General features: G+C 68.8%; 18 protein-coding genes. 12 read left to right on the top strand and 6 right to left on the bottom strand.

Features of this window, described 5'->3' with window-relative positions:
• The first annotated feature begins 4 nt into the window (after positions 1-4).
• The 3 genes from ACFV2O_RS01360 to ACFV2O_RS01350 all read left to right on the top strand — a co-directional run bounded on the left by ACFV2O_RS01360 (position 5) and on the right by ACFV2O_RS01350 (position 4,756).
• On the top strand, positions 5-1,138 hold the full coding sequence (locus ACFV2O_RS01360) for a hypothetical protein (RefSeq protein ID WP_379249337.1): 1,134 nt from the start codon (positions 5-7) through the stop codon (positions 1,136-1,138).
• Positions 1,139-1,175: 37 nt separating this feature from the next.
• Positions 1,176-2,705 (top strand): hypothetical protein, encoded by a 1,530-nt coding sequence (locus ACFV2O_RS01355; protein WP_379249335.1) that lies wholly within the window; start codon positions 1,176-1,178, stop codon positions 2,703-2,705.
• Between the two features lie 218 nt (positions 2,706-2,923).
• The gene (locus ACFV2O_RS01350) at positions 2,924-4,756 is read left to right on the top strand and encodes a phosphoenolpyruvate carboxykinase (GTP) (RefSeq protein ID WP_379249333.1); all 1,833 of its coding nucleotides are present in this window, start codon (positions 2,924-2,926) and stop codon (positions 4,754-4,756) included.
• Positions 4,757-5,008: 252 nt separating this feature from the next.
• Here ACFV2O_RS01350 and ACFV2O_RS01345 read toward each other — a convergent pair whose 3' ends face one another.
• Complete coding sequence (locus tag ACFV2O_RS01345; protein WP_379249331.1) at positions 5,009-5,773, bottom strand: hypothetical protein; 765 nt, start codon at positions 5,771-5,773, stop codon at positions 5,009-5,011.
• Between the two features lie 39 nt (positions 5,774-5,812).
• On the bottom strand, positions 5,813-6,565 hold the full coding sequence (locus ACFV2O_RS01340) for a phosphohydrolase (protein ID WP_356962981.1): 753 nt from the start codon (positions 6,563-6,565) through the stop codon (positions 5,813-5,815).
• Between the two features lie 103 nt (positions 6,566-6,668).
• Between ACFV2O_RS01340 and ACFV2O_RS01335 the strand changes: the two genes are divergently transcribed.
• Both ACFV2O_RS01335 and ACFV2O_RS01330 read left to right on the top strand, forming a co-directional pair.
• On the top strand, positions 6,669-7,625 hold the full coding sequence (locus tag ACFV2O_RS01335) for a GlxA family transcriptional regulator (RefSeq protein ID WP_379250096.1): 957 nt from the start codon (positions 6,669-6,671) through the stop codon (positions 7,623-7,625).
• Positions 7,626-7,968: 343 nt separating this feature from the next.
• Positions 7,969-8,172, top strand: a complete 204-nt coding sequence (locus tag ACFV2O_RS01330) for a hypothetical protein (RefSeq protein WP_356962979.1) — start codon at positions 7,969-7,971, stop codon at positions 8,170-8,172.
• On the opposite strand, the gene ACFV2O_RS01325 is transcribed toward ACFV2O_RS01330, so the two are convergent.
• Positions 8,173-9,618: an aldehyde dehydrogenase gene (locus tag ACFV2O_RS01325; protein ID WP_379249328.1), complete on the bottom strand. Its 1,446-nt coding sequence runs from the start codon at positions 9,616-9,618 to the stop codon at positions 8,173-8,175.
• 209 nt (positions 9,619-9,827) lie between these two features.
• Between ACFV2O_RS01325 and ACFV2O_RS01320 the strand changes: the two genes are divergently transcribed.
• Entirely contained in the window at positions 9,828-10,139 is a 312-nt protein-coding gene (locus tag ACFV2O_RS01320) for a hypothetical protein (protein WP_355071348.1), read from the top strand.
• On the opposite strand, the gene ACFV2O_RS01315 is transcribed toward ACFV2O_RS01320, so the two are convergent.
• On the bottom strand, positions 10,136-10,921 hold the full coding sequence (locus ACFV2O_RS01315; RefSeq protein WP_379249326.1) for a class I SAM-dependent methyltransferase: 786 nt from the start codon (positions 10,919-10,921) through the stop codon (positions 10,136-10,138). The genes ACFV2O_RS01320 and ACFV2O_RS01315 overlap by 4 nt on opposite strands.
• A 115-nt stretch (positions 10,922-11,036) precedes the next feature.
• On the opposite strand from ACFV2O_RS01315, the gene ACFV2O_RS01310 reads away from it, so the two are divergent.
• The 4 genes from ACFV2O_RS01310 to ACFV2O_RS01295 all read left to right on the top strand — a co-directional run bounded on the left by ACFV2O_RS01310 (position 11,037) and on the right by ACFV2O_RS01295 (position 15,639).
• Positions 11,037-12,209 carry a glycosyltransferase family 4 protein gene (locus tag ACFV2O_RS01310; protein WP_379249324.1) on the top strand — a complete coding sequence of 391 codons (1,173 nt, stop codon included), beginning with the start codon at positions 11,037-11,039 and terminating at the stop codon, positions 12,207-12,209.
• 419 nt (positions 12,210-12,628) lie between these two features.
• The gene (locus ACFV2O_RS01305) at positions 12,629-13,939 is read left to right on the top strand and encodes an extracellular solute-binding protein (protein ID WP_379249322.1); all 1,311 of its coding nucleotides are present in this window, start codon (positions 12,629-12,631) and stop codon (positions 13,937-13,939) included.
• A gap of 104 nt (positions 13,940-14,043) precedes the next feature.
• Complete coding sequence (locus ACFV2O_RS01300; protein WP_379249320.1) at positions 14,044-14,820, top strand: carbohydrate ABC transporter permease; 777 nt, start codon at positions 14,044-14,046, stop codon at positions 14,818-14,820.
• 48 nt (positions 14,821-14,868) lie between these two features.
• The gene (locus ACFV2O_RS01295; RefSeq protein ID WP_379249318.1) at positions 14,869-15,639 is read left to right on the top strand and encodes a carbohydrate ABC transporter permease; all 771 of its coding nucleotides are present in this window, start codon (positions 14,869-14,871) and stop codon (positions 15,637-15,639) included.
• Between the two features lie 95 nt (positions 15,640-15,734).
• Here the strand turns inward: ACFV2O_RS01295 and ACFV2O_RS01290 are convergent, their stop codons facing one another.
• A complete protein-coding gene (locus ACFV2O_RS01290; RefSeq protein WP_379249316.1) occupies positions 15,735-17,978 on the bottom strand; it encodes a hypothetical protein in 2,244 nt (747 codons plus the stop codon).
• Between the two features lie 314 nt (positions 17,979-18,292).
• On the opposite strand from ACFV2O_RS01290, the gene ACFV2O_RS01285 reads away from it, so the two are divergent.
• Positions 18,293-19,528: a polysaccharide biosynthesis protein gene (locus ACFV2O_RS01285; RefSeq protein WP_379249314.1), complete on the top strand. Its 1,236-nt coding sequence runs from the start codon at positions 18,293-18,295 to the stop codon at positions 19,526-19,528.
• A 63-nt stretch (positions 19,529-19,591) separates the two neighbouring features.
• Here the strand turns inward: ACFV2O_RS01285 and ACFV2O_RS01280 are convergent, their stop codons facing one another.
• Complete coding sequence (locus ACFV2O_RS01280) at positions 19,592-20,752, bottom strand: DUF3068 domain-containing protein (RefSeq protein WP_379249312.1); 1,161 nt, start codon at positions 20,750-20,752, stop codon at positions 19,592-19,594.
• A 204-nt stretch (positions 20,753-20,956) separates the two neighbouring features.
• On the opposite strand from ACFV2O_RS01280, the gene ACFV2O_RS01275 reads away from it, so the two are divergent.
• Positions 20,957-22,141 (top strand): acyltransferase family protein, encoded by a 1,185-nt coding sequence (locus tag ACFV2O_RS01275; RefSeq protein WP_379249310.1) that lies wholly within the window; start codon positions 20,957-20,959, stop codon positions 22,139-22,141.
• Positions 22,142-22,159 lie beyond the last annotated feature (18 nt).

Below are 22,159 nucleotides of genomic sequence, written 5' to 3'. Positions count from 1 at the left end.
CAGCATGCCGACAGCCACTGATTCCGATGGGCCGCTGCGGGAGCGTGGCGTGCCGACGTCCGCGCACGATCAGCTCGACAGGCTGCTCGCCGAGCTGCGCTTCGGCACCGGGCGGGATCCGCAGATCGGGTACGCCGCGGCGGCGGCCGTCAGCGCGTGGCGCAAGCCGCCGCGCATCCAGGTGACCGGGCGCGCGCACGCGGGGCGGACGACGGTGCTGCACGCGCTGGCGCTCATGTCTGCGGTGGAGACCGATCCGGTGGACCGGCCGGATGCGCCCGACCCCGACCTCGACGCCGACATCGTCGTCTACGTGCTGTCGGCCGCGCCGACGCCCGCCGATCGGAGGGTGCTGGCCACGCTGCCGCCGCAGCGCACGATCGCGGTGCTGAACAAAGCCGACGCGATCGGCTCTCGCTGGGGCGATGCCGTGGCCTCGGCCCAGCAGTACGGCAGTCAGCTGCGGATTCCGGTCGTTCCGGTGGTCGCCTCGCTCGCGATGCGCACCAGGGCGGGCGCGCTGACCGGCGCGGAGCTGGAGCTGCTGCGCAAACTCGCCACCGAAGCCGACCCCGCGTTGCTCCTCGCGCCGGACCTGTTCGTCGCACCGGGGCCGGGTGCCGCCGAGCGCGAGGAACTGCTGCGCCGCTGGGATCTGTACGGCGTGGCCTGCGCGTGCACGGCCCTACGGCACGATCCGGATCTCGCTCCGCAGGCGCTGCTGCAGATCTTGCACGCGGCCAGCGGCATCGACGCGCTCCACCAGTTGCTGCACCGCCGCTACGAACAAGTGTCCGCGCTGCGCGGCGGCGAGCTGCTCGACGAGCTGGCCCGGCTCGCCGCCCGCGCGGTCCCGGAGGAGGGCGGCCGGGCGCGCGACCTCCTGGAGTCCTATCTGTACGGCGACGACGCCGTCTGGCTCGGGCTCTGCGCGGGCTTGGCGGGGCCCGAAGTGGCCCACCTCGCCGCGGGGTATTCCGCGCCCGCTCCTTCCGACGCCGACGATGCGCTTGCCCGCGCCACGCGCTGGCACGCGGTCGTCACAAGCGATATGCCCCCGACCGCCCGCCGCGCCGCGTTGCGGGTGCACAACGGGTACGTCCGACTATGGGAACGGATGAGCAGTGCCGGTCTCTGAGCCGCCGGAATCGGCGTCGCCTGGGGCGGCTGCCGCGGTGGATCCGCCTTCTCACACGGCGGGCGACTCCGCCGACGGCGAAGCCGAGCGCCCCGCCGCGCTCGTCCCCGAGCTCGCGGCCGTGGTGGAGCGATGGAATCCGCAAGGTATGGCGCTGCTGCGCGCGGTGCACGACTCCGGTGGCGCTCGTACGGTCACGGTGATCGGCCCCGCCGACGTCAACACGACCTTGTTGCGCACCGAGTTGGCCCGGTTCGAACCGCCCCTCACGCTGTCGGAGCCCCGCGCCGACGCCGTATCGGAGTCCACCCCGCCCGCGGTGGCGTTGATCCTGCTCGACGCGGGCACCATCATCGGCGCGGACACGCTCGGGGTGGTCGATCGGTTGCGCGCGGACGGCGCCCGCCTGCTGCTCGCGATGAACGGCGTCCACGCCCACCGGGACTGGCACGCCGTGCGGGAGCGCGACCTGGAGTTGCTCGCCGCGTCGGGCGCGGACGATCTGGACATCGTGCCGGTCTCGGCCCGGCTCGCGGCCGCCGCACGCGCCGCGGGCGACGCCGGACTGCTCGATCGCTCCGGTGTCGGCGCGTTGCACGCGCGGCTCACCGCGGCAGCCGCCGCAGGCGGTGACCGGCCGGGCGCGGTGACCGGCCGGGTCCTCGCCGACACGCGCCGACGGGTGGCCGAACAGGTGGCGGTGCTGCGCTCCGGCGCCGATGCGGCCCGGCTGCGCGAGGAGCGCGCCCTTCTGTTGGCCGGTCGCGACGGGGGGCGCGCCACCGCGATGTCCACCCTGCGCGGGCAGTTGCACCTGGCCCGGGTGGACCTGATGACCGAGATCGGCGCGAGCATCCGGGCGCTGCACACCGCCGTGCGCGCCGAGCTGGACCGGCTGCGGCCCGCCGAGCTCGGCGGCTACCCCACTCGGCTGCAGCAGTCCGTCACCGAACTGACCGGCGCCCTCGACCACGTCATCGACCAGCGCATCGCCGAACTGAGCGCCCGGATCGAGAGCACGGATCGGGGTTCGCCCACGCGGCGGCGCGACCAGGCCCCTCGAGTCGGCCCGGACCCCGAGCCACGCCATCGGGGTGTCGAAGATCACCTTATGATCGCGCTCGGCGCGTCGGCCGGTGTCGGTCTGGGTCGCTTGCTGGTTGCTCCGTTCTCCCTGGTATCGGCCCTCGACGTCGCGAGCGTGCCGGTAACGTTGCTGCTCGGCGGCGGTGCGGCGGCGTGGGTGGTCCGAGCACGCCGCCAGCTGGCCGATCGAGCGCACATCCGGCAATGGGTCGCCGACGCGTTGGTCAACGTAAAAGCGCAGCTCGAGCAGCGCGTGGTGACCGCACTCGTGGAAGCGGAGACCACTTTGGCCGATCACGTGGTCCAGGCAAGCACCGCGCGAATGGTCGAGACGGATCGCAGGGTGGCCCGGCTGGAGGCCGAATTGCGCCGGATGGCGGCCGAGCAGCCGGGGCAGCTCGCCGCATGCGAGCGCGACGTCCGGATCCTCGATCGCTGGATCGCGCCTGTTGAAACGAACGACCAATTGGGTACACAGTGAGGAACCCGATACCGTACCGGCCGTCACATCGCGTTAACCTCTATTCAGGAACTTGGGCGTCCGCTAAGTCCTGATCTGCCGCCCTCCTGGGGTGCGCGTTCGACCGGTCGGAGCGGGCGCCTTCCCGCCAACGGTGGCGCTCGGTGCATTCGCGCTGGTCATGGGCCTAGGGCCAGGCGGCGGAGCATCGAACAGCCGCCCATCTCAGGAGAGTTTTCATGACGTCAGCGACCATTCCTGGTCTTCGTGGATCCGACGGCAAGGCGCCGACCGAGCACAGCGAACTACTCGCCTGGGTACAAGAAGTCGCCGAACTCACCCAGCCGGATCGAGTGGTGTGGGCAGACGGCTCCGACGAGGAATGGGAGCGGCTCACCGAGCAGCTCGTCGCGGCGGGGACGTTCAAGCGGCTGGACGAGAAGAAGAAGCCGAACTCCTTCCTCGCCCTCTCCGATCCCTCCGACGTGGCCCGGGTGGAGTCGCGCACCTACATCTGTTCGAAGACCGAGGCCGACGCGGGCCCGACCAACAACTGGGTCGACCCGACCGAGATGCGCGCCACGATGACCGAGCTGTACCGCGGGTCGATGAAGGGCCGCACCATGTACGTGGTGCCGTTCTGCATGGGCCCGCTGGGCGCCGAGGACCCGAAGCTGGGCGTCGAGATCACCGACTCCGAGTACGTCGTCGTGTCGATGCGCGTGATGACCCGCATGGGCGCCGCCGCCCTGGAGAAGCTGGGCGCCGACCGCCCGTTCGTGAAGGCGCTGCACTCCGTGGGCGCGCCGCTGGCCGACGGCCAGGCCGACGTGCCGTGGCCGTGCAACGACACCAAGTACATCACCCACTTCCCCGAGGATCGGGAGATCTGGAGCTACGGCTCCGGCTACGGCGGCAACGCGCTGCTCGGCAAGAAGTGCTACTCGCTGCGGATCGCCTCGGCGATGGCCCACGACGAGGGCTGGCTGGCCGAGCACATGCTGATCCTGAAGCTGATCTCGCCGGAGAACAAGGCCTACTACATCGCCGCCGCGTTCCCCAGCGCCTGCGGCAAGACCAACCTCGCGATGATCCAGCCGACGGTGCCGGGCTGGCGCGCGGAGACCTTGGGCGACGACATCGCCTGGATGCGCTTCGGCAAGGACGGCCGTCTCTACGCGGTGAACCCCGAGTTCGGCTTCTTCGGCGTCGCGCCGGGCACCAACCGCAGCTCCAACCCGAACGCCATGGCGACCGTGGAGGCGGGCAACACCGTCTACACCAACGTCGCGCTGACCGATGACGGCGATGTGTGGTGGGAGGGCCTGGAAGGCGAGCCCGATCACCTGATCGACTGGAAGGGCAACGACTGGTACCAGCGCGAGACCGAGACGCTGGCCGCGCACCCGAACTCCCGCTACTGCACGCCGATGGCGCAGTGCCCGATCCTGGCGCCCGAATGGGACGACCCGCAGGGCGTGCCGATCTCGGCGATCCTGTTCGGCGGACGCCGCAAGACCACCGTCCCGCTGGTCACCGAGTCCTTCGACTGGCAGCACGGTGTGTTCATGGGCGCGACGCTGTCCTCCGAGCAGACCGCGGCCGCCGAGGGCAAGGTCGGCACCGTCCGCCGCGACCCGATGGCCATGTTGCCGTTCCTCGGCTACCACGTCGGGGACTACCTGGGCCACTGGATCAACGTCGGCAAGAACGCCGACGCGGCCAAGCTGCCGAAGATCTTCTACGTGAACTGGTTCCGCCGCGGCGGCGACGGCCGCTTCCTGTGGCCGGGCTTCGGTGAGAACTCCCGCGTGCTGGAGTGGATCATCGGCCGTATCGAGGGTTCCGCCCAGGCGGAGGCGACCGCGATCGGCAACGTGCCGACCGCCGCGCAGCTCGACCTGGAGGGGCTGGATGTCGACCCCAAGGACGTCGACGAGGCGCTCGTCGTGAACGCCGACGAGTGGCGCAAGGAGATCCCGCTGATCGAAGAGTGGTTCGAGTTCGTCGGCGACAAGCTGCCTTCCGGCGTGCGTGACGAGTTCGAGGCGCTCAAGCAGCGTCTGGGCTGACACTCCACCCAAAGTAGCATTCGCCCGCACCATCCGGCAGATGGTGCGGGCGATTTGTTCTGCGAGACAAACGTTTCCGTGCTCAGCGCGGTCCGGAAGCACCCTTCGAGCATCGCGGTCGGCCGTGGAGCTCGCCGGACCACTCCGCGCGGTCCGCACTCCACGAACCATGGCTTGTCGTCCAGCGTGGTCGTCGCTCTACCGCGCGGAGATCGCGGATCATGGCTGCCGGAAACGGCGACACCGTGTCGGTCATAGAATCCCGAGGGCTTCGAGCTGATCCAAAATTTCCGACACTCGTGTGTGAATCGATCTCATGCAGGCGACGAGCGGCACATCGTCATCGGTATCCGGAACATTGACGACGACAGTCGCCACGAGTCGGTTGTTGTATGTGAGCTGAGATTGTGTGAACCCAGGGCGAAGCTTCAAACGGAAATGTTTGAAAACAGCTCCCGGCACGAGGTCGTGGACTGCCAGTCCTGGAATATCCACGACTTCGTAGTCATCCGATGGTGCGAAAATAAGCTCGGTCCTGAAGGAGTTGGTGACGAGCACTCGGCGGTGCGCGTCACGGTCGACGAGTTCGCGGAGAAGCCCGAGTGGGTGATGTGTCGGCTGCGGATCGTTATATGGCTGATGGCGGAGAATTATGGCTGTGGTCGTGGCGTCGAATATCTCCTGAACGCATATCTCCTCACCCCTGCTGTCCGTGCTGCTCAGCAAGATCGGGAAATGCTCCGCGTGCGGGTAGACGGCGTGGTCGAGGGCGGCCCTCGAGTTGGTGAGCGCGTCACCGGTGATCAGTCCCCACTCGTCGGGCACCTCGGATACGCTCACCGCGGCTACCTGGCAATCGATCTCGTTCTCGTATTCCAGGCTCGGGGAAAGGTCGACCCGGACTTCGACCTGGTTCGCGTTCTGGTATTCCGAGATCATGCGTTCGAGGTCATTGATGTGGTGTCCCGCGCGAGCAAGCTTGTGCCGTGCGCTTGCGATGCCGGTGACACCGTTCATAACGTTGAGCATACCGATCGGTCTGACGGGGCGGCTTGGTTATTCGGCGAACGGGGACATCCGGATCATGGCCAGGAAACCCGCCCTGTTGAGCCAATGAATCCGGCCTTTCGGCATCGCCTTCGCTTCCGCTCGGAAGGCGGCGACGACATGCCGTGCGAACTCCAGTCGCGGGTGCCGCCGCAGCAGTTCGGCGACCCACTCGCGGTCCAGTTCCGCCAGTCGCGTCCCGAGTACGTCCACCGAGGCTCCCGCGGAGACGAAGCCGCCGGGGTCGCCGAGATCGTCGGCGACCCCGGGCGTGATGTGGGCGGCGATGGCCGCGCCGATCGCTTCGGCCCGTTCCGGCGGCGCGCCCGCGCCCAGTGCGACGGCGGCCGCCCGCTCGCCGCCGACCACGGCGAAACACCTTCCGGGCGTGGGATGTTCGAGTTGCAGGTCGTGCAGTAGACAGGAGACGTAGACGAGTTCGTCGTCGTAGGCGGCGCCGTCGAGATCCGCCAGGACCCGTCCGAAGTAGTAGGTCCGCAGCGAATGGTTCAGCACATGCGGCGACAGCGACTCCCGCGCCTCGGTCTCCGCCGCGACGGCGAGCTGGGAGTCGGGTAACCGCAGGCCGGCGAACTCCAGCCGCCCGCGTCCCCGCCTGCCCAGTGCCAGCCGGAGCCGGTTGGGCGCCATGGCGGGCAGCGTGCGGGCGGTCGCGACGGCCAACGCGCGGCGTTGCTCTTTCGACAGAGCGCCCCCGGTGCGGGTCGCCCATGCCCAGTCGAGGCCCGTCGGTGCGGCCACGATTCCTCCTTCTGGTCGGAACTCGGTGTGCACTGAAGTCAAGCGTGTGTCCGGATCCGCGGCGAGTGGCGGAAATGACAGTATTGCTCGGATTCGTGCCAAACTGGGGACGATGAAGCAAGTCGTGGCGCTCGCGCTGGACGGGGTGATGGCCTTCGACCTGGCCTGTGCTGTTCAGGCGTTCCGGCACGGGCCGGGCAAGACCGGCGAGCCGTCCGGGTTCGAGATGCGGACCTGTGGGGTGCGTCCCGGGCCGGTGTGGACACCCAACGGCTTCGAATTGCGCGTGGAGCACGGGCTGGAGGCGTTGGCGGAAGCCGATGTCGTCGTCGTGCCCGGCATCGGTATCCCGACGCTGCCCACCCCACGGGAGGCGCTCGCCGCATTGCGCGGCGCGGCCGCGCGGGGCGCGACCATGGTGAGCATCTGCGTCGGTGCGTTCGTCCTGGCCGAGGCCGGGCTGCTGGACGGACGACGCGTGACTACGCACTGGGCCTATTGCGACGAGTTCGCCGAGCTGTATCCGGCGGTGCGTTTGGACCCGACGGCCCTCTACGTCGATGACGGTGACGTGCTGACGTCGGCCGGGCTGTCGGCGGGTCTCGATCTGTGCCTGCATATCGTCCGCCGCGAGCTGGGCGCGCACGCGGCGGCGGAGCTGGCCAGGTGGAACGTCACGGCCCCGCACCGGGAAGGCGGTCAGGCACAATACATTCCGGACGCACCCGCCGCGCGTACCGATGGCGGTCTCGCCGCGACGCTGGCCTGGGCGGTGGCGGAACCAGCTGCGGCGGTGGATGTTTCGGCGCTGGCCGCGCATGCGCTGATGAGCGAGCGGACTTTCATCCGCCGCTTCAAGGCGCAAGTCGGCACCACGCCGCGGCGGTGGCTGGATGCCCAGCGCACCGCACGGGCGCGCGAACTTCTGGAAACCACGCGTTTGCCAGTGGAAGTCGTCGCGGTGAAGGCCGGGTTCGGCAGCGTCACAGCGCTCCGGGCGCACCTGCGTGCGGCGACGGGCGCGACACCGGCCGCGTATCGCCGGTCGCTGGGCCGGTGAACGCAACGGGGTGAAGTGCCTGGTGCGGCGAATGACCTTGCGGGGGAGATGATTCGGTTGCGCCGACCTCGGCGCTCTGGAGTCGGGCGGTCGGATCGGTGTCCCGCGTCCACTCGAGTTCGCGAAATTCCCACGGACCGATCGGTTTAGCCGGATGGGAAAGGGGGTAATGATCTTGTCGAGAGATTTCGTGTATTCGTAACCTATGCTTGGCGTGTTCTTCCTTCCGCATCACCCAGTCGGATTACTGGCGGTTAACTGATCGACTGAACGACTTCCCTACCGATATCGGACCCGCGATGCCGCGGCGCACGGCGAGATCGACGCGAGAGGTGGATGGAGCATGGCCGATCCGGAGATGACGATGTCGGTTGCCCCGATGGTGGCCGAATTCGAGTTCGAGACCGTGAGTACCCCGCTGCGCCGGGCCGCGGGACGGCTGCGCGCGGTGCTGCCGCCCGGGTGGCGCGTCGAGATCGTCGACGCACCACCCCGGCGTTACGGCAACCGTGCTCCGCTGCTGCGTGTGGTCATGCCACCGGAGTGATCAGCCGGTCCAGCCGAGCGGCATGAGCAGCGACTTCTGCTCGCAGAACGAATCGAGACCCTCCGGGCCGTTCTCGCGGCCGAGTCCGGAGGCTTTGTAACCGCCGAACGGCGAACTCGGATCGAACGCGTACCAATTGATCGCGTAGGTGCCGGTGCGCACCCGCGCCGCGATCTCGGCGCCGTGTTCGATATCGGTCGTCCACACCGAGCCCGCGAGACCGTAGACCGAGTCGTTGGCGATGGCCACGGCCTCGTCCTCGGTCTCGTACGGGATGACCGAAAGCACCGGTCCGAAGATCTCCTCTTGGGCGATGGTCGACTTGTTGTCCACGTCGGCGAAGATCGTCGGCTCGACGAACCAGCCCCGGTCCAGCCCCTCCGGGCGACCGCCGCCGAGCACGAGTCGCGCTCCCTCGGCCTTGCCCTTGGCGATGTAGCCCTCGACCCGATCGCGCTGGCGTTCGGAGATCAGGGGACCCAGCTGCACGCTCGGGTCGTTCGGGTCGCCCACCTTCATCGTCTTCACGTGTTCGACCAGCGCGTCGAGAATCTCTTCGTACCGGCTGCGCGGGGCGAGGATGCGGGTCTGCGCGACGCAGCCCTGCCCGCTGTTCATCAGGCCGGAGAACGCGAGCACCGGGATATTGGCCGCGACGTCCATGTCGGGCAGCAGGATCGCCGCCGACTTGCCGCCGAGTTCGAGCGAGACGCTCTTGAGCTGACCGGTGGCGATGGCGCCGATCTTGCGGCCGACCGCGGTGCTTCCGGTGAAGGTCACCTTGTCCACGCCGGGGTGTGACACGAGGTACTCGGCCGCGTCGGGCTCGGCGGGCAGCACCGAGAGCACGCCTTCGGGCAGGCCCGCCTCGGTGAAGATGTCGGCGACCAGGTTCGCCGTCAGCGGAGTCAGCGGGGCGGGCTTGAGCACGATGGTGCAACCGGCCAGCAGGGCGGGCGCGAGCTTGTTGACCGCGAGGAACAGAGGGACGTTCCACGCGGTCACCGCCGCGACGACACCGCGCGGCTCGCGGGTGACCCGAGTGGTGCCGAACCCGCCCACCCGGGTCTCCGACCACGGGAAGGACTCCGCCAGGGCCGCGTAGGCGTCCAGTGCGGCGACCGCGGGCAGCTGGTTCAGCGTCATCGCGATCATTTGCGGCGCGCCGACCTCGGCGGTCAGCGCGGCGAGCAGATCGGCGGAACGCTGTTCGATCAGCCGGGCGGCGCGGGTGAGTACCTCGGCTCGCTCCTTCGGGGGCGTGGTCGGCCACGGTCCGTGATCGAAGGCGTGCCTGGCCGCGGCGACCGCGGCGTCGACATCGGCCCGGCTCACCGCGGGGACGCTGCCCACCGGCTCGACCGTGGCCGGCGAGATGACCTGGATGCGCTCGGCGGTGGCTGGCGCGGTCCAGCGGCCGCCGATGAACAAGCTGTCGTAGTGCATGAGAACACGTTACAGTTTTGCCTCCGCATTGTCTGTAACCTGTTCCAGTTTTGCGGCGCGGCGGCGCCCTGGCCGGTGTGAATTCCGACCTCTCGGTTCGCTTTTCGCAGAACGCACTATTGCGTTCTGTTGCTGGAAGGGGGATGCTGTATCGACATATCAGCTCGCTCCATTACCGAATCGTTACCGCAAACTGGGGAGTCCGAGTCATGGCGGTGCAAGTGATCGGCCGGTCGCTGATGACCAGTGATCAAACCGAGCATCAGGCTAAGAGTGTCGGCAGCGGCGGGTGGGTGGTCTCGTTCCTACCCGGACGCACCCTGACAATCGAGCAGGCGACGGCGGCTATGCAGGCCGCGGAGGCGGTCGCCGCCGTAGGGATGCTGGCCGACCTGGTCGGGCTCACCACGCTCGAGACCGTCGGGTTGGCTATGCGGGAATCGCCGTGGAGCGAGCCCGTGCACGCTCCCTGTGGGAAGCGGCACTGGCGTCGCGGATGGCTGGAGCCGTACTTCGGCTAACTTTTGGTTGCCACCACGACCAGATTGCTCACAAGTAACTCACGCACCATCGGCACCCGGATCAACCACCACGCCCAGCGGGGGTGGTAGCGCGGGAAGACCGTGTGCACCTCCGCCGGAGTACGTGCCGCCCAGCGCAATCCGTCAGCGGCCCGCACCGCGAACAGCGACGTGCCGAACCTGTTCTTGGGATCGCGCCCGTGCTTGCGCCGATACCGCCGGGCGGCGTACTCGCCACCGAGGTAGTGCCACGGCCCGGTCTCGTGGCCGCCGAACGGGCCGTGCCACACCGTGTAGGAGAGCACCATCAGCCCGCCCGGCCTGGTCACCCGCACCATCTCGTCGGCCATCACCCACGGCTTCGAGACATGTTCGGCGACGTTCGACGAGAAACAGATGTCGACCGCGTCGTCGCGGAACGGCAGCGCCATCCCGGACCCGCGGACCGCGCCCGCCACGGAAAGGCCCGCGGCGTGCATCTCCGTCGGGTCGGGCTCCACCGGAATGTAGCGAGCCCCCGTCCGGGCGAACTCGTCCGCGAAGTAGCCCGGACCGCCGCCGACGTCGAGTATCGTCGCCCCGTCGAGCGACCGGCCGGTGAGATCGGCGTAGAAGTCGGCGATCAGCGCCGCGCTGTCGGCGGCCAGACCTCCGTAGAACAGGGCCGGGTCGGTCTGCTCGAACCGGAAACTGCCGAGCAGTCGCAGCGACCGGCGCAGGGTCGCCCGGCGGGCGAACCGAGGCGAACTCCTGCGTGTCGGCGTCTTCGCGGCTTTGAGCACGGCGCCGAGTCTCGCACAACACCGATGCCGGCCTGCTCGGGCGGGTGCTCGGGATAGGGTGTAGCGCGACGTCCGACATTCCCACCGGGACCTACTGACCGAGAGAAGCTCCACCGTGCGCGAAGTCCTCCTGCTCTGCTGGCGCGACACCGGGCACCCACAGGGCGGCGGCAGCGAGCGGTACCTCGAGCAGGTCGGCGCGCAGCTCGCGGCGCGCGGGGTTCGAGTCACCCTCCGTACCGCCCGCTATCCGGGGGCGCCGCGGCGCGAACACGTCGACGGCATCACCATCAGCAGGGCGGGCGGACGCTACACGGTGTACCCGCGAGCGCTGGCCGCGCTCCTGCTCGGCAGGATCGGTCTCGGCCCGTTGCGCGGCGTGCGGCCGGACGCGGTGATCGACACCCAGAACGGCATACCGTTCTTCGCCACCGCCGTCACCGCGGCCCCGTCGGTGGTGCTGGTGCACCACGGTCACCGGGAGCAGTGGCCGGTCGCGGGCCGGCTGGTCGGCCGCGTCGGCTGGTGGATCGAGTCGTGGCTGTCGCCCCGCGTGCACCGCCGCAATCAATACCTGACCGTTTCACTGCCGTCGGCGGAAGAGCTGGCCACGCTCGGTGTGGACCGCTCCCGAATCGCGGTGGTTCGCAACGGCGCCGAACCTGTTCCAGTGGACGCACCCACCGGCGCCGCGGAAACCCGCACTCCCACACCAACTGTCGTGGTGCTGTCCCGGCTGGTGCCGCACAAGCAGATCGAGGACGCGCTCGCGGCCGCGGCCCGGCTGCGCGACCGCATCCCGGGTCTGCGCCTCGACGTGATCGGCGGCGGCTGGTGGGCGGACAACTTGCGGGACAACGCCCGCGAACTCGGTATCGCCGACGCCGTCACCTTCCATGGGCACGTGGACGAGCGCCGCAAGCACGAACTCCTCGCGCGCGCCTGGGTGCACGTGCTCCCTTCCCGGAAGGAGGGGTGGGGGCTCGCGGTGATCGAGGCGGCCCAGCACGGTGTTCCGACGGTCGGCTACCGCAGCTCGCGCGGGCTCACCGATTCCATTGTGGACGGCGCCACCGGAATCCTGGTCGACGACGTCGCCCAGTTGGCCGACGCCGTCGGCGACCTGCTGGACGATCCCGGCGCACGCACGGTCATGGGGGAGAAGGCCCGCGCCCGCGCGCGCGAATTCTCTTGGGAGCAAACCGGAAACGGAGTCTACGAAGTACTGGCGGCGGCCGCCCGCGGCGAGCACACGAGCGGGTTGATCGCGCCGCGGACGGCGGACTGAACGACGCCTCTACGGCCTCGCACATCGTTCCGCGCGCCCTTCAGTCGTTCGCAAAGCACTATTACACAGCAGTATTCGCGTCGCACCTGGTCGGGCTCGTCGTGTCCAACGGGTGACGCTGTCTACTGTGCTGATCCCGAGGTGGTCCGCCCGGCGTGAGGTATTCGACGCCTCCGCCTCGTTCGTGCGGGGATGTGCGGCTAGAGGGGCGCGTTCGTACGACGAGGTCCGGTGGTCAGCCTGCCTGCCCCGCTCCGGCGCTCATGAATTCGACGTCGCGGTACCGAAATTGCCGACGAGACATTTCATACCGTTGTTCAACGGGACGATATATGATGGTTCGTTGACTGCGTCTTCGATGGCGACGCCGTGACAGGAGGCCGATGCGGTTCAAAGTGGCTACCACGATGCTCATCGTCGTGGCGCTGGTGTTCGCTGTAGCGGGTTGCGGTAGCGACGGGTCCCGTGCGAACACGATCAGGGTGGTGTACCGGAGCTATAGCGACTTCACCGCGATGGGTCCGTTGCTGACGGCGGTCAAGACGGAGTTCGAGGCCGCGAACCCGGGCATGACGGTGCAACTCGTCCCGGTGACGGCGCTGGACGACGACTATCAGCACAAGCTCCAGTTGATGCAGCGGTCCGCGGCGACGGCGCCGGACGTGTTCTTCGAGGACAGCTACTACGTCAACTCAGACGCCGCCGCGGGCTATTTGCTTCCGCTGGACGACTATCTGGGTTCCTGGTCGGATTGGCACAGCCAGTTCATCGAATCCACGAAGCAGGCCGGCAAGTCCGTCGACGGGAAGACCTACGGCGTCCCGTTGGGTACGGACAGTCGCGGTTTGTGGTTCAACCGGAACATTCTCGCTCGAGCCGGGTTGCCTGCTGACTGGCAGCCCGCGACGTGGGACGACGTACTGGGAGCAGCCAGGAAGATCAAGCAAGTCGAGCCCGACGTCGAACCGCTGTATCTCCCGGTGGGAAAGCCTATGGCGGAGGGCACCTCCATCACGCTGCAGATGCTGCTCCACGGTACCGAGACCGCGAACTTGTACAACGCCGCGACCAAAAGGTGGGTTGCCCCGAGCCGGGGGATGCAGGATGCGCTGAACTTCGTCGCCACGGCAATGCGGGAGGGCTTGATGCAGACGGCGGCGCAGGCCGAGGACACCCAATGGTCTCGTGTCGAGCGAACCCGCCTGATCGCTCAGGAGAAGATCGCCATTGTCATGGACGGCAGCTGGTATCCCTCGTTCTGGAAACCGGGTGGTGTATCCCCCTGGCCGAACTGGTCACAGACGCTGGGTACGGCCGCGTTCCCCACCCAGCACGGTCAGGCACCCGGAAAGGTGAATCTGTCCGGTGGTTTGACCCTGGCGCTCGGCGCGCGCACCGTTCATGCGCAGGCCGCCTTCCAGTTCGTGACCATCGCTGTCAACCAGAAGAACTCGGCGGCCATGGCGCTGGCATGTTCGTGGTTGCCCGTGCGTAAAGATGTTCAGGCGGATCCGCGGCTGTCGCAGGCCGACTCGAGCGAGCCCTTCTGGGCAGGTCTGCTTCCGCTTACCCACTATCGCCCCACCTTGGCCGACTACCCGAAAGTATCGGACACGATGCAGACCGCGGGTGAGTCGGTCATCAACGGTGCCGACCCGAGTCGAGCCGCCCAGCAGTGGGCCGACGCTGTTGTTCGTCTCGTCGGGTCCGGTGAAACCGAGGCCGGATGATCTCCGTACCCATCACCGCCCGCGCGCGGATCGGCCGATGGCTTCCGTTGACCCCGGCGACCGTGCTACTCGGAATCTTCGTTGCGGGCCCGGTCCTGTGGTGTGTGTTCGCGGCTTTCACCGATACGGCGTTGACCGGGGCGGCGGCCCGGGATCCTGAATTCGTCGGTTTCCAGAACATCGAGCGGGTACTGACCGGTCCGGACATCGGCGCGTCGATGTGGTCGACCGTGGTGTTCGTCGTCGGGTCGGCGGTGATCGGGCAGAACGGCCTGGGCCTGCTGTTGGCGGTACTGATCCAGCACCGGAGTCGATTCGTGCGTCAAACCGTAAGTGCAACTGTGATATCGGCGTGGGTGCTGCCAGAAGTTGTCGCGGCCTTGGCGATTCACGAAGTCCTCAACGACCACGGACCGATGAATCAGCTGTTCCGGTTCATGGGCACCGGTCCACAGGAGTGGCTCTACACGGCGCCGATGTCAGTGGTGATCGTGGCCAACGCCTGGCACGGGGCAGCCTTTTCGCTGTTGATCTACCAGGCTGCGCTCGATGAGGTGCCGGGCGAGTTGATCGAGGCGGCACAGATTGACGGTGCCGGACCGGTACGCCGATTCCGTTACGTGGTGCTGCCGCTGATCCGGAGGACCATCGCCGCCAACCTGGTGCTGGTGACTCTGCAAAACATCGGCATGTTCAGCCTCATCTTCGTGCTGACCGGTGGCGGACCGGGTAACAAGACCGAGACGCTGCCGTTGCTGATGTACGAGCAGGCGTTCAAGTACGGCCGGATCGGGTTGGGGGCCGCGATCGCCCTGGTGCTGCTACTACTCGGCGCGGTGTTCTCATCGGCCTACGTTCGTAGCCTGAGCAGGCAGGTGTGAGCGGTGCCGCGTGCCAGAATCACGGTCGACCTCATCCTTGCCGCGGTGGTGTTGCTGTTCGCCGCCCCGATGGTGTGGCTGTTGGTGACGGGCGTCGGCGTGGACGGCATAATCGGCGGCCCGGCTCCAGTGCGGTTCACCGGTGCCAACTTCGGTGCGGTGCTGACCTGGGACGTCGCCGGTCGGCCGCTGCTCAATGGCCTGCTGATCAGTGGGGGAGCAGCGATCATCACAGTGCTGGTGGCGTTGCCCGCCGCTTATTCGCTCTCGCGTTACCAACTTCGTTTCGGTCGGATTTTTCTCTACACGGTCTTGTTCGCCACGGGACTTCCGCTCAGCGCCGTGATGGTGCCGGTGTACGGGTTGTTCGTACGCCTGCAACTGGTCGACTCGCTCGTCGGCACAACCCTTTTCCTGGCAGCCACTTCGCTGCCGATGGCCATCTGGATGACCAAGAACTTCATCGACGGCGTGCCGCTGAGCCTGGAAGAAGCCGCCCAGACCGACGGCGCCTCATCCCTGCAGCGGCTGCGGCACGTTGTTCTGCCGCTGACGTTGCCGGGCCTCACCGTCGTCGCGATCATCACTTTCATCAGCACCTGGGGCAACTTCTTCGTCCCGTTCACCCTGCTGCTGGACCCGGGCAAGCAACCGGCCTCGGTGGATATCTTCTCGTTCTTCGGCGAGCACGGCGCCATCGCCTACGGCCAACTGGCCGCATACTCGATCGTCTACACCACCCCCGTGATCGGCCTGTACCTCCTGGCATCGAAGACGCTCGGCGCGGGCTTCGCACTGACCGGCGCGATCAAGGGATAGCCGATCCGGCCAATGGTGCCTTCGGCGCTCGATATCGAGCTTCCCGCCGGTCACTGTCCTCCGACTGCCGATGAGGAGTTGCACGGCGGCGTGGGTCAGTTCCGTGCTCGTCTATGGAGTCGCGCTCGCGCGCCGAGGACGACGACGGGCCCTGCGATGAGCGACGCGCCCCAGAGCACATGGGCTGCCGCCGCGACCCAGCGTTGCGCGGTAGTCGGTGCACCACGCTCGATGACACCCGGCACGCGATACAGCGCGAGGTCGGGGTCCTCGTAGACCCGCTCCACCTGGGCGAGGGTCGAGGCCGATGCGCCGAGCGGTCCAGGGGTGGTCCGTTCGACGAGGATCCAGCCCACTCCGAGGCGTGCCAGGTCTGCGGGCGGGCCACCGTGGAGCAGCAGGTTCTCCACTTCTCGTGCGCGGGCGCCTTCACCGGAGACGGTGCGTCCGCGCACCGGCAATTCGCCCGTCTGCAAGACGTCGTTGGGCAGCATGCGCGGGGCGGGGTCGAGCACGGGAGCCGCGCCGCTGTAGCGGAACTTGCGGAACATTCCGCCCGGCAGCACCGCGACGTCGCCCGGACCGTCCATCCTTGCGGCGACCTGCTGCCAGCCGGCGGGATAGTGCACGGGACGGACGGCTCCACCGACGCCCCAGGCGAGGTCGTAGAGCGGCAACACCAGAAGCGCCACGAATACCGCTGTGACCGTTGCCGTCGTGGCCGGAGACGCCGTCGCGGGCCGGTCGGTCGTCGCGTCCGCGCGGGAAAGACGCCGAGCCGGCACCGCGCACCCCGCCGCCGCGCACAACGCGAAAGCGGGCATGGCCAAGGCCGCGTACTTCTGGGTGTCGCGCAGTAGACCCGCGCCGGGAACGTGGGCGACCAGCCATTCCAGTGCGTGCATGCCCCACGCGGTCGCGCCGAGCGTGGGGAACAGGATCGCGATCACGGCGAGCAGCAACAATGCCCGGCGGACGTGGCGGTTGTCGGGATCGGGGCCGCCGGTGGCGACGGAGCGCACGCCCAGCACGACTATCGCCAGCAGCGCCAGCGTGCCGATCGCTGCCAGCGGTATGGTGCGCGAGTCCGGTACCGCCTCGGCGTTCCAGATCCCGCCGAGACCGGCCAGGCTCCCGAGCGTGCCCAAACCGGGTTCGGCCCGCGCGGCGAAGGCCGCGATACCCGCGGGATCGGATGGCTCCGCGCCCGCGCCGGACAGCGCGGTCGCGGCCAGCCATGGCGCGGAGGCGGCCAGCCAGAGGACGAACGTCGCGGCGAGTTGACGTCGATGGACCAGGGCGAAAGCGGTCACGCCCGCCAGCAGTGCTCCGGTCGGAGTGAGTCCGGCCGCGGCGAGCGATCCGGCCAGGGCCGCCCAGGTGGATGCCGTTCGGACGGTCGCGCGCGGCGCCGCTGTGACGCTGAGCCGATTCGACCCGCCTTCGCCCGCCGTGCCGGTTGGTACGGAGTTGCGCGGATGTTCGGCTGAATCGGCCGGAGCGGTGTCGTCGGAACGATGGGAAGAGCCGGGCGCGGCTGGTTGCCAGTGGGGCTCGGCTGCCGCTACCCCGCTGGGGTGTCCGGGTGGGTGACGCGTAGCCAGTGGTGGTTCGGCTCGGCCGGTCGACCCGGTGTGCTCACGGGCCTCGGTCGGTGCGACTCGGCTCGCACGATCCGACACGTGGTGCGTAGTCGCCGGCGCTTCCGCTGGGACAGCTGTTTCGGAACGCGGGCCGTTACCGGTGGTGTCAGCAGGCGCTTCGCTGGGGTGATCGATTGTGTCCGGGGTGCCCAGCGGTTCGGCGTGCGGGGTGGGCTCGGTGGTGTCGGCCGAGGCGGGTGTGTTCGACAGGATTCGTCGGCGTCGCTTCGCAGTGGCCGTACCTCGAAGGCGGTAAGCGGCCAGCGCTGTCCACGGCAACGCCGCATAGCCCGCGAGCAGGCTCCAGTGTCCCTGGAGCAGGCGCTCGGCCACGTACGGATTCCACAACGCGACCGTCGCGGCGACCAGTTGCGGGCCGAGCGACGCGCGCAGCAATTCACGCGCGAGCGTCGCCGCTCCGTACGCCGCGGCCCACAGTGCGACGAGCAGAATCGCCTTGACCACCAGCCCGCCGTCCGCGAACGACGTCAGGGCCGCGAGCAGAGCGTCCTGCGGCACCGCCCGTGGCGCGGCGTCGCCGAGGCCGAGCGCCGCGTCGGTCGGATAGTTGCGCGGCGTGCTCACCGCGTCCCGCAACAACAGATACCCCGGCGCGAGCAACGGCCCGGCGACGAGCAGCGCACCGGCCGCGCTGTATGCCGCGACCACCGCTCGAGTCCGACTGCTCCCGCTCACGCCTGAGCACTGTACGTCCCGGCCACCACCGCCGCCGATCCAGCGGCGTCGGCGCGGAAATGTCACGGCTGAATTCGGGGGGACCGTGGGGGTGCTGGGTACCAGCGCCGTCGCAGCCGCCCGTACTCCGGTATCAGCTGGCAGGCGCACCGTCTGCTGGGGTGATGTGTTGCCGCGAGGATGACGAGGACCAGCGCGGCTGCTGTGTGGTCGCGAGCCTGTCCCAGCCGAAGACTGTCGGGACGGCGGCGAGCGCATTGCCTGTCCCATGGTCCGGCGGGGCGCGACAGGCGGCGGTCCGTGCGAGTGGGACGATGGGCGGCGTGTCTGCTGTCCGTCGGTTTCCTGTGGTGGCGGATCTGACGTGGGTGACGGCCGGTGCGATGACCGCGAACGTCGCAGGGTATCTGCTGCAATTGCTGGCCGGGCGGTGGCTTGGCGTCACCGGGTACAGCGAGTTTGCGAGTCTGCTCGCCGTCCAGCTGCTGTGCGCGGTGCCCGCGCTGGCGTTGCAGAACGTGGTGGCAAGGGAACTCGTTCGCGGCGCGGGAACGGCGGCGCTGCGCGGGCTGCAGTGGCGCTGCGCGGTGATCGTCGCCCTGGTGGCCGCGGCGCTGGTGCCGCTGGTCGCCGTCACGTTGCACGTCGGGGTGGCCGCCACCGCGGCGGCACTGGGTGCGGCGCCCGCGCTGGTGCTGTTGTCCGGCGAGCAGGGCGTGCTGCAGGGCAGCAAGCGGTTTCGAGCGCTGGGAGTCGTGCTCGGCGCCGCCGGGGTCGCTCGGGTCGCGCCCGCGCTGATAATCCTCGCGCTGGGCGGCGGTGCGACGCTCGCGCTGTGGGCCGCCGCATGCGGCATCGCGACGGCGGCAGTGTTGGCCAGGATCGTCGCCGGTGCGCCGTCCGCGCGCGCCCGAAACGAACCCGGCGAGGTCTCCACGCCCGGGGTGCTGCCGGTGCTGCGGGCCGCCCAAGTGCAGGCGGCGATGATGGCTCTCTCGTCGGCGGACCTGATCGTGGTCCGGATCGTGCTCGACGACGTGGACGCCAGCCGTTACGCCCTCGGCACCATCGCCACGAAGATCGCCTTCTGGCTGCCGCAGGCGGTCGGTGTCGTGCTCTATCCGCGAATGGCGCAGCCGACGCACTCGGCGAGCGCGATCCGGGCGGCGCTGGCGGTGCTCAGCGGCATCGGTCTCGTCGCCGTGCTCGGGGCCGCGCTGGCCGCGCCGCTCGCCCCGCTGCTCGCGGGCGAGGACTATGCCCCGATCCAGGGCCTGCTGTGGTTGTTCGCGTTGCACGGCGCGCTGCTGGCCGTGCTGCAAGGCGCGGTGCTCTCGGCCATCGCCGTCGACCGCACTTCCCTCGCACTGGTCACCTGGCTGGGCCTGGTCGTCGAAGTCACCCTGATGCTGGCGCTGGCCCGCTCGATTCCGGCGCTGATCACCACGGCGGTATCGGTCGCGGCCACCACCACCGTCGTGGTCGCCGTCATGGTCCTGCGCGCGGCCGACCACACGGCGCGCCCCGAACCGCTGCGCCCGGTCGGCTGACCGAAACGAATTCGGCTCCCCCGCCGGAGGGCCGGGGAGCCGAATTCAGGAACGCTCAGCCGGTCAGGGCTGCTTATCGATCCGAATCTGTTCGGTCGGCGCGTCGTCGGCGCCGCGGTTGACGCGCGGGGCGGGGCTGGTCGGTGCCGAGCCGCCCGGACGCTGGAACGGGGCGCCGCCCGCCCGGGCGGGCGTCGGAGCCGAGCCGCCGCGAATGCCGAGAACCACACCGACGATCAGCGCGATCACACCGAGGACGCCCAGGATGATCGGCAGGATCCGGCCGTACAGCGACAGCTTGTCGATGTTCTCCTTGGCCACCGACAGCTGCGACTCGATCGTGTTCTCGTCGAACACCAGGTGCGACTTCAGCGCGGTGACCTCCGGCTTGTCCGCGGTGCGCGAGTAGTAGAGGTGCAGCGCCTCGCCGCCCTTGACGACCGTGCCGGTCTGCGGCTCCACCCACAGGTCACGGGTGTTGGTGTAGTAGCGGGTCATGGTCACCGGGGCATCGCCGCCCTCGACGCCCCACTTGGCGGCGGGCAGGCTCAGCCGGTTGGTCGGCGCCTGCACGACGTCCCAGAGGCTGGTGGCGGGCACCGACATCTGGAAATGGTAGACCTTCGTGTTGTTGATCTCGGTCTCTTCGATGAAGTTCGCGTCGAAGGTCTTGCGGACGTTGAGATCGAAGTACGGGTAGGTCTTCTTCTCGGTGCCGATCGGGAATCGGTATTGCAGACCGGTGTGCTGCACCGGCTCCGCGAGGCTCTGGCCCTCCAGGTTCGCGGTCACCGCGATCGAGCCGTTGGGCTCGGTGCTGACGGGCTCACCGGTCACCCGGTCGATGGTCACCCGGTCGACGGTCGCGGTGAGCAGGCCGGTGTCGCCCTGTTTGTCGATGCGCCGCAGCGTCTGGCCCGCCTGCACGGTCATCTGGTGGGCGTCGGCCGGGTCCTCGACGGTGAGGAAGCGCTGCGAGACCAGCGGGACGTTGGTGTCGACCTTCGCCGAGCCTTCCGGAGCGGTCAGCGACTTGGCGTCGAGTACCAGGCTGTCCTCAGCCTGCTGGTTCGTCGCGATAGTGGTGATCTCCAAATCGAGGGGAGTTTTCGCCAGTTTGTCGACGGTGTAGGTCGGGATCATGATTGCGGCGACGATCAGCAACGCGCCGAGACCCACGAGCAGGCAGGCCACCGTCCTTCTGGTACCGGCACTCAGTGCCATGCAAACTCTCCTCGTCGTAGAACACAGGTCGCTCCGGCGAGTACTGCGGGCACGCCGCGGCACTCGTGAGCCCCGACACTAACAGTCCGATGTCGTACCATGCGGCGTCGAGGCCGGAAACGGCCGAGAAATCGCCCGAGTCTAGCGCGAAATCTGAAACGTCGGGTTATCAACTGTGGACCCGCCGAGGCAGACTGGAGCCCGATGACCGCAACCCTGCCCAGCGCCGCGCCCGCGACCGAACGGGTGCGCCCCCGCGCGTTCGTGCCTGCCTTGGAGGGCATGCGCGGTATGGCCGCCCTCGGTGTGCTGCTGACCCATGTCGCCTTCCAGACCGGCGCAGCGGGCACGCCGATCATCGGACGGGTGTGGGGCCGGTTCGATATGGCGGTGGCGGTGTTCTTCGCACTGTCCGGTTTCCTGCTCTGGCGTCCGCACGCGGCGGCGGCGCGCGGACTCGACACCGCCCCGCCCGTGGGCTACTACCTGCGGCATCGCGCCGCCCGCATCCTGCCCGCGTACTGGGTGGTGGTGTGCGCGGTACTGGTGCTGCTGCCCAGCGCCGCCGGAACTGCGGGCCTTCGGGTCTGGGTGTCGAACCTGGCGCTGTTGCAGGTATTCGTGCCGCTGACGCTCACCGACGGCCTCACGCAGATGTGGAGCCTCTCGGTGGAGGTGGCCTTCTATCTGGTGCTGCCGTTGCTGGCGTTCGCTCTGGTGCGCCTGCGCGGACCGGCGGCGCGGTGGCGGGTGCCGGTGCTGGTCGCCGTCGCCCTCATCAGTCTCGGCTGGAATTTCATTCCGGTCCCGACACCCGACGCGATCCACGCGGACAACTGGCTGCCCGGATATCTACCCTGGTTCGCCGCGGGCATGCTCCTCGCGGAACTCGCCGAACATAGCGTTCGGCTATCACGCTGGTGGAGATTCGGCGGGAATCAGCCCCTGATGTGGGCCGTCGCGGCGGTGGCATTCCTGCTCGCGGCTACCGATCTGGCCGGTCCGGCGGGTCTGACTCGGGCCGAACCATGGCAGTACGCGGTGAAGATGGGGCTGGGCGCGATCATCGGCTTCGCGCTGCTCGCGCCGCTGGTGCTGCGGGACCCGGACGCGCGCGGGCATCGCTGGCTGGAGTCGCCGGTGGCCGCGACGCTCGGACGCTGGTCCTACGGCATCTTCATCTGGCACCTCGCGGTGCTGTCGATCGTCTTCCCGGTGTTCGGCATCCTGCCGTTCCAGGGCGACTTCGGTTACGTCCTGGTTCTCACGCTCGCCATCACCCTTCCGGTCGCCGCGGCCAGCTATGCGCTGGTGGAAGAGCCGGTGCGGCGCTGGGCCCGCCGCCGGGACCGGGTGCGGCGGAACCCCGAACCCGAGACCGCGCCCTGATCGGCGGCCCCGCGCGAG

The organism is Nocardia sp. NPDC059691 (genome assembly GCF_042733915.1).
Taxonomy (GTDB): domain Bacteria; phylum Actinomycetota; class Actinomycetes; order Mycobacteriales; family Mycobacteriaceae; genus Nocardia; species Nocardia sichangensis.
This window is presented reverse-complemented; position numbering and strand designations above follow the sequence as displayed.